Consider the following 11753-nt stretch of genomic DNA (forward strand, 5'->3'; position numbering starts at 1 on the left):
AAGTAGCTGAACATGTTCTCCAGTTTGTAGTGCATGTTGAATGGATTCTAATACTGCATCTACTGCAAGGCTCGCTTGTGGTTTTGTTAGTTCAGATTGTATTGCGACTTGTTTGATTAATTCTGATTTGTTCATAAGGCACCTCTTATTGTGATATATACTTGTTTCAGTATAAAGGGAGAAAGAGAACGGTGCAAGATGGTTTGTGAGATTGGAACTCTATAACAGGAATGGGGGAGAAAAAAGAAGATGAAAAATGTCTTTAGCACGGAAATAAGTTGTTTTGAACGTGTCTCAGAAATATTAAGGGTATTGGCACACCCTATTCGTCTACAAATGGTACATCAATTATTAAAGAAGAATGCTGTAAATGTTACGGAATTACAACAATATTTAGACATGCCACAATCCACTGTTTCGCAACATCTCGGTAAGTTAAAATCACATAAAGTCGTAGCATATGAGCGAAAAGGATTAGAAGTATTTTATCGAGTGGACGATGAAAAAGTGAAACAAACGGTTCACATACTGATGGGATAGACAGATAACTTTTTGTACCTGTCTAGTCATGTACGGATGAAAATAATGACCGAGGAGGGGTGTTCTTCTATGAATGGAAACTCACATTACAATTATATAACAATAAAAGAACTTATCTTTATCCATGCCTATGTAACAGGGGAAGAAATCCCATCTGCACAAGCATTACAAATACTGGGACAGTTTGCTCCTGAAGAAATACCAGGTACAATTAGACAAGCACGTCGGTATCGTATACGGAAAAATGGAGAAGAATTATTCGGATACTACAGACAGAAGCATCCGAAATTATTTGATAAACAAAAATTATACACGTATGAAGAGTTGAAACATCGAGCGGTGAACTATTGTTCGTCTCATTTGGTGATTCACATGTAATTCAAGATGTACAGGAGAATGCTCTGCCTACTTGAATATCCTTAAAATTGGTTATTATATCCAATTAATTAGTCGAGAGGGATAAAAAAACGAACGCTCAGATTCCTCTCTAACGAAAGATAAGGCGATTCCAAACACGTTTAAGTCTCGAAATGGAAAGAGCCCCCATTCAAGGAGATAAGAGGATTAAAAGATGGGTAGTAAATATTTCAGGTAGAAAGGGATATAAATCAGTGAGGATAGGCGCATATACAAGTAAATACATAAAATTTCACGTACCGTAATATTTATAAAAACAAAATACATCAACATGAGTGACAAGGGTTGCTTCTTCTCTCCTTCCTCCGCTACAATAGATATATACTTTCTTTGCCCATTCCCCCGAAAAAGGGGAATAACAAAAAAGACAGAATATGAAATAAGAAAGGTGACTCACTCTATGAATCAACCTTTAGTGAATTTACGAGTCGATTTTGCTTTTAAGCAATTATTTGGTGTACAAGGACAAGAGGAATTATTGGTTTCTTTTTTAAATGCAATCTTGCATGAATCCTTATCTATACCGATAGTATCGCTAAAAATTGAAGACCCACACCTCCATAAAGAATATGAAGAAGATAAATTATCCATACTAGATATATTAGCTACACTTCAAGATGGGACGAAGGTAAATGTAGAAATACAGTTACGAAATACACAAGAGATAGTAAAACGTTCCCTGTATTATTGGAGTAAATTGTATACATCTCAATTAGAGCAAGGGATGCCCTATCGTTCTTTACGAAAAACGATTGCGATTAATCTATTAGATTTTGATCTCTTTCCTCAATATGATGACATGCATACAGTCGGACAATTTTGGAGTCAACAACACAAGGAAGTGTTACTCGAAGATTTAGAAATCCATTTCATTGAAATTCCGAAATTGCTACAGCAATGGAGAGAAGAAAAAATTAATCCGTGGGAAAATGAATTTGCTCGTTGGTTACTTTTACTACCAGCGCATGAAGATGAGCATTTAACCCACACGTTGGAGGATATAGCCATGAAACAAGATCCAATGTTACAGAAGGCAATCCACAAATGGGAAAATATGAGTCAGAGTAGCTCTTTCCGTCTCGCATATGAAGCACGGGAAAAAGTGTTATTTGATGAACAAGCAAAATTAGCACACGCCCGTGAAGTTGGTATTGAAGAAGGAAAAAAAGTAGGGCTTCAAGAGGGTGTGGAAAAAGGAAAATTAGCTGAAAGAGAACAATTAATCTGTGGCATGCATAAAAATGGCATGGATATCGAAGATATTGCAAAGTTTACGAATATGGATATGTTGGAAGTACGAAATATTTTAGATAAGTAAAGTGTACGGCACACTTTTTCAAAAGTTCAGATGTTCCAGCTGGAACATCTGAATCTAAAGAACTAACATTCAAAAATAAATTCAAAATTCAGAAATCTATAGATGGTTCCAGTTATGTTATTATTGGGATACATTCAAGATGCGTTTAATTCCGACTGTGGCCACTAGGAATTAAACTATGATGGGGTATGACAACCAAAATGGTTTTCTGGGGCCATATGCAAATAAATTCCAATTATCTTTAACAAAGAGACCATAATGTAACAAAAACGAACATTTTTGTTACGTTTTCTATTTGAAAATATAAATGTCTTAACTGTTGAATTAGCTGTAACTAAATACTGTACCAAAAATAATTTGTCACAATATGAATTAGCACCATTTTTGTTACAATATTCGGTTTTGTTTTGGAAAATTATTGCATATGGCCCCATATTTCGCTTTTGGTTGCCATACCCCATCGCCATCAAGCTAAGGAAAAGAAGATACCCCCAAACCGAATAAAATAGAGGTATCTTCTTTTTATATACCTAGCTCTATTTCTTTATTCATACAACAGAACTTATATTTCTTTCCACTGTTACAAGCACATGGATTATATATATTCATTGGACGTGTGCGTCCTTTAATTGCTTTTTTTAAATCAGTTAAATCTTCATTTAATTCTAAACTAATCATGTAATAAAAATCATATTCATCACAAATCGTTGCTATTTTTTCTGCTTGTGCTCTTGTTCTTACTTTGATCATAATCGGATTATTCTCTGAACCTAATGGATACATAAGCATTCGCCTCTTTTCTTTTTATCTCTATTTTATAAAATATAAAGTAAATTGGAGGCGAATCGATGAAAAAATTATCAAATTTTAAAGAATTTCGTTTACTTGCAAAGGAATTACAACGTGTATTTTCATCAAACTTTTTAACACATTTGGCCAAAGAAACGCAGTTTGTTCAACGTACAAGTAAATTTAAAGCACAAGACTTAGCTGCTCTATGTATAGGAATGGGACAAGATATTGCTAGTTATTCCCTGACACGACTATGTGGTGTTTTAGAATCAGAAACAGGTGTCCTCATCAGTCCGGAAGGACTAAATGTAAGATTAAATGAAAAAGCAGTAGAATTTTTACGTTCGCTTTTCTCGCAATTATTACAAAAACAATTAGTAACCACTATATCGCTACCCTCTTCTTTTTCTGAATACTTTCGGCGTATTCGTATTTTAGATGCCACTACATTTCAAATTTCAGATCAACTCGCAGCCGTTTATCCTGGTTCAGGCGGAAGTGGAAAAGCTTCTGGAGTGAAAATACAATTAGAATATGATTTACTGAGTGGTCAATTTTTACATGTTGCATTGGGACCTGCGAAAGAAAATGATGTGAATTACGGAAAAGAAGTTCAACCTACCGTTGATTTACAAGATCTTTGTATACGGGATTTAGGTTATTTTAGTTTGAACGATTTAGATGGCATTCAACAAAAAGGAGCCTACTATTTATCTCGGCTTAAAATGAATACAAAACTGTTTCAAAAAAATGAAAAGGTCCCCATTTTTAAAAATGGAGCGAGTAAGAAAAAATATCAATATACCATGATTGATTTAGAAGCGATTATGGAACAGTTACAACCAGGGGAACTATATGAAATTCCTGTTGTTTATGTTGGGCGTGATTATTTACTGCCTGTAAGAGCTGTGATTTATAGGCTTACTCCAGATCAGGAGGCACAACGTAGAAAGGATCGAGCATACAAGGAAAAAAAGAAAAATATAACGTTTAGTGATAGAACAAAAAAATTACAAGGTATCAATGTATACATTACGAATATTCCATCGGAATATGTTTCTAAAGAAGCCATTCATGACTTCTACTCTCTTCGTTGGCAAATCGAAATTATCTTTAAAACTTGGAAATCTATTTTTCGCATTCATTCCAATACAAATGTGAAGAAAGAACGATTAGAATGCCACATCTATGGAAAATTAATTGCACTTTTACTCTCTTCTACTGTCATGTTTCAAATGAGACAAATATTATTGGTGAAAAAACAAAAAGAATTAAGTGAATGGAAAGCTATGTATATGATTCATGATTATTTCCGCGTATTGTATCGACAAATACAAGATCAATCAAAACAATTGATGGCCAGTTTTCTTCGATTATTCCACCTACTGGATAAAAATGGACGAAAATCACATCGGTATCGGAAGAAAACGGTATTTGATATTTTAGGTATTGTATATGAGCAGCATATAAAACCATAAAATACATACACTTTTTAAAATCGTAGCCCGTTAGGGTTATTTCGTATGCACCTTTTTATAAAAATTTCTAATCTTGGATAAGCGATACCCCATATTTCCTAGTCGGAGAGGAATTTATACGTATTTGTGTGAGTTCCATTTCCTTAGCTTGATGGCGATGTTGCCATACCCCATGATGGTCCATTTCACTTGAAAAACTATCCAAAAGAGTAAAACGATGTACCATATTAGATGTAAAATCAGCCAAACCCTCGTTTGTACGCCTTATTTCACTCAGAATTGTATCCATTACCTGTCCCTGTATGTTAATTCATCATTCACTTCAAACAAGAGGCAAAATATTTTACGAAGAATTCGAAAAAACACCCCCTCAGCTTCTATTCTTCCGAAAGGAACACGACAAAAACAATATTGTTACCCATAGAAAGCGAAAAACAGCACAACTCATATAATTTCACATACCGTATGGTATAAGAAATAAAAACAACTTATCAAAAACCCTCAAGAACTAAGTCCAACCTTTAGTACCTTTACAGAATATGACACCAATTATCTTTAGTAAAAAGACCTTAATGTAACAACAACGAACGTTTATGTTTCAAATCCATTTAATCCTTTGATTGGATGAAGTTCAATCGCTCTAGGTATAACTAAGGTTGTTTTGCTAGCACCACCTGATCCAGAAATCCCCAAACGTTAAAAGTTAACTAATTGGAATATTTTGTATTAATACCCCTTTTTAGGGGATGGGTAAAAAGAAATCACTTGAAAATACCATCTTTATCAGAATGTTCTTTCCTTTGTGTCTTTTTATCTTTTTATCTCATCAATGTATTCTTTTCAATGTTTTACTCGTATGAGAGTCCATTACGTTTACTAGGATATCCGCAATACGTTTTCCATCTTCAAAAATAATTTGATTCTTTGTATATACATCTATATATTGTCCTAATCCTTCACTTAACATCACTTCTAATTGTCCATTATCCAGTATTTTGCCCGTTAAAATGGTGGGATGTTTACTTAGTGAACGATACAATCGTAACGTATCCGCTAAAGATGCCACTAATGGTCTCAACAGAGCATCATAGTGTGGAAGCATATCCGCAGCGATTTTCTCATTTAGCACAAAATCGATTCCATTCTCCTTTAAATCAAATCGATATAAGAAAATCATGTACATAGCACGTCCTTTTGCACTTCATTCATGTGCACGATAGTAGTAGATAATAGAAAGTTGAGGACATGATTATACTTAATTCCCCCAACTTTCTCGACTGAATTTCAAAAAGGTGTATGTTTATTATATAACTGTATGGATCAACTTTTCAATTTATTATTTCATTTTAGCAGGGTATTTCCAATCTCGCTTATCTTTTTTATCATGGCTTATGTTTGTTTTTGGTTTCTTTTGTTTTACTTTGTTCTCTTGATTTTGTGGTTCGAATGTATCTAACTTTGTTTGCATTTGTTCCACTTGTTCTTTTACTTCCTTAAGTTCCAACTTAATTTCTGATAGCAATCTTAAAATGGCATCGCCTTTATTCATAACAACCACCTTATTTCAGAAGATGAATATTTTCTCAATACATAATAGATTGAATTTTCTGTTTTATTAAGTATAATTAAGAAGAATAACTGTCATTATTCCCTTCTCGAAGGACGGACTATGCCCATAGAACCGTTCTTTTTTTTGTTAATACCTTTTATTATTTAGAAATTTATTATACTATACATTTGCGTAACTTTCATTTCACCTTTTACCTATGGGCAGACTATTTCAATAGTCTGTTCTTTTTCATTTAACAGTTCGTAAAGGTGTACTTTTTCAGATACATAGAAAAATAGGGAAAATCACATCCGTAAAAGCTATATTTTCATTTTACAGATATCTTTAATTTTCATATACCTTTACAGATGAAAATAAGATATAATTGTGGACGAGGTGAAGGAATTGCAATATAAAAAGTTTGGATATGTCAGAGTTTCTAGTAAAGACCAAAACGAAGAACGCCAGATTAAAAATATGAAATGTCTTGGGATAGAAGATCGGGATATTTTTATCGATAAGCAGTCTGGGAAAAATATGAAGAGGGAAAATTATCAAATGTTAAAACGCTTAGCTCGCACGGGCGATACAATTGTTTTTGATTCCTTGACAAGATTAGGTCGTAGCATGAATGATGTGCTAGAAGAGTTTAGATATTACGAACAACAGCGGATTAACTTACAATTTATTAAAGAACCTTTTATTAATGTGAATTATAATGGAAAAAGTACAAACGATGTTATTCAGCAGGCTGTACAAAAAGCAACTCTTACTATTCTATCTGCTTTTGCAGAAAAAGAACGGAATGATATTAAACAACGACAAGCAGAAGGAATCGCGCTCGCAAAGATGCAAGGGAAACAGTTAGGCAGACCACCTGTACAAATTACCGAACAATTCATCAAAGCCTATGAAGAATGGCACGATGGAAACATTACAGCGGTGGGAGCGATGAAAAAATATAAAATTAAACGTTCTTCTTTCTATAAATTAGTAAAAGAATATGAAACTCAACTAGCAAAATAACCAATAGATGGGAAGAAACATCATGTTTGTACTTGGCATAGATATTCTCTTGGGTTATCTCATTATGGGGATAATCGTTGCATGTATTGTTTGTTATCTCGAATTTAGAGAATAACTTTCTCAATACCAATATATATAATTTCCTGTAAAATACAAGATGCTAATACTTTTACTAAATTCAGATGATCTTCTCCTTAAACACCACGGATGTGGTGTTTATTTTTTATATAAAAAAGCCCCAAAGGGGCAAATGAATGAAAACAAATAACAGACAATCATATTCTATCACGTTTTCAACATGTTAGAAACGATAAACTACATAAATGCTTTTAACAATTGTGTAACTAATGGAGCAACTCCTCCAATGAATGTTAAGACTGCGATTGCAATTGACATCTCAATTCCTCCCCTTTGAAACTTTTTCTTTTTGCCATATTTGCTTTATCTTATACGATTGATGGAGCGTTTGTCATATGTAACTTTGCATATCTCCATTCCACACTTTTCGAACTATATGAGAAACAAGCAAGTAGTTCTTGGGTAAAACCCACCTTTTTGTTATGAAATAATATAAAAGAAATTAATACCGTTTTATTCTACATATAAACCAATTGCGGCAACAATCGCTTCCGAAGCATATTCCCATTTTCCATCTGTTAAAGCTCCTAATTGTTGGCCAATTTGTGATAGGAGATCTGGTGTAATCGGAACGCCAAAATATTGAGCAATGATTGCACCAATAGGTGCTGTAATTTTTGTCCATCCACCACGATCAATTTTAATTTCTAAATTTTTGATTACCCCATCTTCTTTTACAAAACGATAATAGACTTGATCATCTAAACGAAAACTTAAATGATGTGAAATTTGACCATTTACGACAGTTTGATTGCCTAGTTTCGAAATGTAAGCTGGTTTCACATTAAATTCATGGTCAAATACTTTTAATTTTTTTATTTCAGGTCCTAACAAAGCAGCTTGAACCGCTTTATCGAGATTATTCATAGGAATAGCATCTAGATTTTTCGTTTCTTCAATAAAATGGGGTGAGAATACATGAGATGCTTCTACGACTTGTTGCGTGGTCGTTTCTTTTTCTGCAGCAAATACGAATGTAGATGAACCTGTTACTAACATCGCTGCTAAAGCTGTAGCACTGATTACCTTATATCGTTTCATACGTATATTCCTCCTCTTTTCCCTTTTTATTTGCGAAACGTGTCAAATCATGTCATACGAAAGGGTTGGAAACATCATATCACAGCCGGAAATAAATTAAAAGTAAATATTCTGAAATTTAACAATATATTTCGTGCGCTATAAGAAAAGATTTTTAATTTTCGACTCACCCATTCTTTTCCAAAGGGGATTTTGTTCTCATATAGAATTTGTACACCATATCAATTTTTAAGAGGAGTGATTTTCATTGACAGAAATCGTAAAAATTGAGGAACTCAACACATTCTTGCCATTGGCTTCTTTAGAAGCACTACCTGTGGAAGAACAAAAGATACGACTACAATATTGGAAAGAGCACTTTTCAATCAAAGAAATCTTAGAAGGATTAGGAACCTATAAAAATAAACTCTATGATTTGTATAAAAAACATGAAATTACAACCCAAGGGCACATGCAGGCAAAACGAAAAGGAAAAGGGAAAGAAGAGACTACTCCCAAAGAAGATACACCTAGTAATCTACAATATACTCATTCCACCGAACTAGCTCAAACGCAAATACTTCCACCAACCATTCCCATACAAGAAGTACCCGTAATACCAGAAACTGAACCGACAACAATTCCGTCAGCACCGATAGAGTCTTCTATTCCAGAATCCTTTCATATCCACTATACAGGTCGTAAATCAAAACAGAAAGTCATTCACCAATTACAAGCCCTTGCTACTCTGTTAGAAGAAGAATCACACGAGCAATATCAATTTTCCATTCAAATCGAAACAGCATGTTTAAAATAAAACAGACAAAGGATGCACACACCTATAATTTTCTTAACCTTTTGTATAAAGTACAACTTATATGAGAACACTGTTAATCATCCATAATATGTATTCCATTTTGAGTAGCCATTATTAGCTACTCTTTTTTATTACGTACTGTTCACTTACAACACTTTTTCAAATGAGATATCGCTCTATATTAGGATACAGAATATTTTTGTATCGTTTCTAGGACAGCTGACACAATACTTTGCATATGCTGATGCAATTCCGTTACTTGTACCAACAACTTCTCTCTTTTATAGGTTGTCATGTCTCGCATCAATTCTACAGAAAGTCTTTGTATTTCTTGATATGCTTCTGAACTTTCAAATGCTACTGTCTCTATATACGCTAATTTGGGAAATGAATTGCACTGTTCCTGTTTCTTGCTCTCCCATTGCTGAAATACATATTGAATCCATAGCTTGATTTCTTCTTGCATGAGCATAATTTTCTGTATTTGCTCTTCTTTTTTATTGCCCCTCATTACCGTTCACTCCATTCTATTTCCACATCAAAAACCTCTCAAAATAATTTCTTCAATGTTTTATTTTGAGATCCCCTTTGTTTCTAAAACATATAGCTCATTCACCAAAGAATCATATTCTCTTCGTGTGATTTGCTTTCTATACAACTGAATCAATAACTCTTGATGTGCTTTTGAAAATGCCATTTTGTCAATCCATTTGGGATACATACGATGCCTCTCTCCATTTCTGTTTGAACATTTTGTCACATTGCATTATTTTATCTCGATATTCAAGTTCATTCAATTAAAAATATAATTTTTTTGAAAATATCAATTTACAAATGACTTATAAGTCATTACAATAGACCTATAATATAGGAAAAGGAGGACATTAGACCTTTACAACATATAGGAGATGCATATGAATGACATGAAACTACAAGATGTTATGACCACTAACGAAGCAAGCTATCGATGGAATATTAACGAATCCACCTTAAGAATGCGTATTAAAAATAGTCCTATAATCGACGAGTTAAAAACACAAGGGTTAATTAAGTATTTCCTGAAACCCGGAAACAAACGTGGAGAATATTTATTCACTGTTGAAGCGATGGAACGTCTTTATGGTAAAGAAAAAAGAAAGTAATAGAAAGCCCTCAGCACCCACCAAGACTGCGAGGACTTTCCTCAATATCATTTTCCATTCTGAAAGGATGACAAACATGTCAAACGCTTTACAAATTAAAAATGATGAAGCTATTATATCACATTCTGAAAGACCACAACAGACACCTCAGACGCCAAAAGATAAGCTACTCACCAAATATCACGCACTGTGTGAATGGTTTGGAATTGATGGTTGTAAAGAGTCTCAACTATACTTTTTCGGTACTTTCCTTGCACCTATTATTCTATTCACAATAACGTACATGATGGGAGGTGTCTACTATGGCTTCTAATAGCAGCATTCACAAAATCAATGTTGGAGATTATGTAACATTTCCTTACCGTCATAACCCTTCTCTGCAAGTAACAGGATATATTGTAAAGGTGCTTGAACATACTAGTATTGTAGATATTTCTGAAATGGAATCCTTTTTCCAACTTGGAATTGATGGACGCCAAGTTGTTCGACATGAGCAATATAAACCCGTTCCATTCAAATCCTGTAAAAAGGTGGCACAGTGAGTATGTACCTATTTGATGTGAGCTATTCTGTGGATGGAAACAACTTTTCAAAGTCTTTTCTGCTGGCTGAGTCGGAAGATGGATTTGAACTCCAACAACAGTTGCAAACCTTGCTGGAACAAGAACATGTTGCAACTGTATACATTATGGAAACAGATTTGGAAGAACTATAACGGATCATACAGCATACACAGAAAAGAGGTGGAAATATTGCTTAGTTTTCTCATAAGTGGTTCTGTTGTCTTATTCTTGGCTGGTGTTTTATTTACATTTCTAAAAAAAGGACTATCTATTTTTTCTAAATTCGCACTGATTGGATTAAAATTATACGGTATCATATTTGTAGGTGTCCTCATCACGTATGTATTCTATTGCATTCACTATTATGCGCAATAAGGAGGTATTTTTTGAAAATCCGTACCTATACACTTTTCTATACCATTGTAGCACCAAGTGGAGAAATGTACCCTACTCAGAAAATGATTATGTATACCGAATCGCAGGAATATGCAATTGCGTTACTCGACAAAGAAATTCAGCGAAGATTAGGGACGGGCTACCATCGACATATCTCTTGTACAAATCAAGAAGAAGAACAAGAGCCAATCCAACTGTCCCTTTTCTAACGATAAAAACCCTTCAGGTCGTTAGCTTACCTGAAGGGAAAAATAAGAAGAAATGCCTCCTGCTTGTAGGCATTTGCTATGGGTGTTCAATATAATAGAATATACGGAACACCTTGATTGTATCATATACTCATATAGAGGAATACTGGAAAATTCACCATGTGTGCCTACACAAAATCCCCTTGGAATCGCATGAAACATGCATGTGACTCTCAAGGGGATTCCCTTTACACACCTCGCCACTACTCTCTCATTCTATAGCCATTCCGTTGCCAAGACGTGTGCTTTGCTACGCCTTACCAATACTAAAAAAAGAGCAGGCTATAAATGCTAGTTTAAATATGTACA

General features: G+C 34.1%; 17 protein-coding genes. 11 read left to right on the forward strand and 6 right to left on the reverse strand.

Annotated elements, in window-relative coordinates:
* Positions 1-135, reverse strand: a 135-nt coding sequence (locus RT27_RS01920; RefSeq protein WP_043935154.1) for an HU family DNA-binding protein, incomplete at its 3' end; no start/stop codon positions are given.
* A gap of 114 nt (positions 136-249) precedes the next feature.
* On the opposite strand from RT27_RS01920, the gene RT27_RS01925 reads away from it, so the two are divergent.
* The 3 genes from RT27_RS01925 to RT27_RS01935 all read left to right on the forward strand — a co-directional run bounded on the left by RT27_RS01925 (position 250) and on the right by RT27_RS01935 (position 2275).
* The gene (locus tag RT27_RS01925; RefSeq protein WP_043935156.1) at positions 250-540 is read left to right on the forward strand and encodes a metalloregulator ArsR/SmtB family transcription factor; all 291 of its coding nucleotides are present in this window, start codon (positions 250-252) and stop codon (positions 538-540) included.
* A gap of 69 nt (positions 541-609) precedes the next feature.
* Complete coding sequence (locus tag RT27_RS01930) at positions 610-918, forward strand: hypothetical protein (protein WP_043935157.1); 309 nt, start codon at positions 610-612, stop codon at positions 916-918.
* Between the two features lie 439 nt (positions 919-1357).
* On the forward strand, positions 1358-2275 hold the full coding sequence (locus RT27_RS01935) for an Rpn family recombination-promoting nuclease/putative transposase (protein ID WP_043935158.1): 918 nt from the start codon (positions 1358-1360) through the stop codon (positions 2273-2275).
* Between the two features lie 522 nt (positions 2276-2797).
* Here RT27_RS01935 and RT27_RS01945 read toward each other — a convergent pair.
* Positions 2798-3058 carry an SEC-C metal-binding domain-containing protein gene (locus RT27_RS01945; RefSeq protein ID WP_043935160.1) on the reverse strand — a complete coding sequence of 87 codons (261 nt, stop codon included), beginning with the start codon at positions 3056-3058 and terminating at the stop codon, positions 2798-2800.
* 65 nt (positions 3059-3123) lie between these two features.
* On the opposite strand from RT27_RS01945, the gene RT27_RS01950 reads away from it, so the two are divergent.
* Positions 3124-4545 carry an IS4 family transposase gene (locus RT27_RS01950; RefSeq protein ID WP_043935161.1) on the forward strand — a complete coding sequence of 474 codons (1422 nt, stop codon included), beginning with the start codon at positions 3124-3126 and terminating at the stop codon, positions 4543-4545.
* Between the two features lie 826 nt (positions 4546-5371).
* Here the strand turns inward: RT27_RS01950 and RT27_RS01960 are convergent.
* Both RT27_RS01960 and RT27_RS01965 read right to left on the reverse strand, forming a co-directional pair.
* On the reverse strand, positions 5372-5728 hold the full coding sequence (locus RT27_RS01960) for a hypothetical protein (protein WP_043935163.1): 357 nt from the start codon (positions 5726-5728) through the stop codon (positions 5372-5374).
* 153 nt (positions 5729-5881) lie between these two features.
* Complete coding sequence (locus tag RT27_RS01965; protein WP_043935164.1) at positions 5882-6094, reverse strand: hypothetical protein; 213 nt, start codon at positions 6092-6094, stop codon at positions 5882-5884.
* A gap of 405 nt (positions 6095-6499) precedes the next feature.
* Here RT27_RS01965 and RT27_RS01970 point away from each other — a divergent pair, with 405 nt between their 5' ends.
* Positions 6500-7120 (forward strand): recombinase family protein, encoded by a 621-nt coding sequence (locus RT27_RS01970; RefSeq protein ID WP_043935165.1) that lies wholly within the window; start codon positions 6500-6502, stop codon positions 7118-7120.
* Positions 7121-7711: 591 nt separating this feature from the next.
* Here the strand turns inward: RT27_RS01970 and RT27_RS01975 are convergent.
* Positions 7712-8305 (reverse strand): hypothetical protein, encoded by a 594-nt coding sequence (locus RT27_RS01975; RefSeq protein WP_043935166.1) that lies wholly within the window; start codon positions 8303-8305, stop codon positions 7712-7714.
* Positions 8306-8546: 241 nt separating this feature from the next.
* Between RT27_RS01975 and RT27_RS01980 the strand changes: the two genes are divergently transcribed.
* Entirely contained in the window at positions 8547-9095 is a 549-nt protein-coding gene (locus RT27_RS01980) for a hypothetical protein (RefSeq protein ID WP_030030300.1), read from the forward strand.
* Positions 9096-9276: 181 nt separating this feature from the next.
* Here RT27_RS01980 and RT27_RS01985 read toward each other — a convergent pair whose 3' ends face one another.
* A complete protein-coding gene (locus RT27_RS01985) occupies positions 9277-9606 on the reverse strand; it encodes a hypothetical protein (protein WP_043935167.1) in 330 nt (109 codons plus the stop codon).
* A gap of 403 nt (positions 9607-10009) precedes the next feature.
* Here RT27_RS01985 and RT27_RS01990 point away from each other — a divergent pair, with 403 nt between their 5' ends.
* The 5 genes from RT27_RS01990 (at position 10010) to RT27_RS02005 (ending at position 11405) form a co-directional block, all read left to right on the forward strand.
* On the forward strand, positions 10010-10237 hold the full coding sequence (locus RT27_RS01990) for a helix-turn-helix domain-containing protein (RefSeq protein WP_000999223.1): 228 nt from the start codon (positions 10010-10012) through the stop codon (positions 10235-10237).
* Between the two features lie 76 nt (positions 10238-10313).
* The gene (locus RT27_RS01995; RefSeq protein ID WP_043935171.1) at positions 10314-10550 is read left to right on the forward strand and encodes a hypothetical protein; all 237 of its coding nucleotides are present in this window, start codon (positions 10314-10316) and stop codon (positions 10548-10550) included.
* Entirely contained in the window at positions 10540-10779 is a 240-nt protein-coding gene (locus RT27_RS02000; RefSeq protein ID WP_043935168.1) for a DUF2187 family protein, read from the forward strand. The genes RT27_RS01995 and RT27_RS02000 overlap by 11 nt, the downstream gene beginning before the upstream one ends.
* Before the next feature lie 2 nt (positions 10780-10781).
* Positions 10782-10952 (forward strand): hypothetical protein, encoded by a 171-nt coding sequence (locus tag RT27_RS35080; protein WP_197077994.1) that lies wholly within the window; start codon positions 10782-10784, stop codon positions 10950-10952.
* 234 nt (positions 10953-11186) lie between these two features.
* On the forward strand, positions 11187-11405 hold the full coding sequence (locus RT27_RS02005; protein ID WP_043935169.1) for a hypothetical protein: 219 nt from the start codon (positions 11187-11189) through the stop codon (positions 11403-11405).
* Positions 11406-11753 lie beyond the last annotated feature (348 nt).

It is taken from the genome of Bacillus sp. L_1B0_5 (assembly GCF_000836715.1).
Lineage (GTDB): Bacteria > Bacillota > Bacilli > Bacillales > Bacillaceae_G > Bacillus_A > Bacillus_A thuringiensis_S.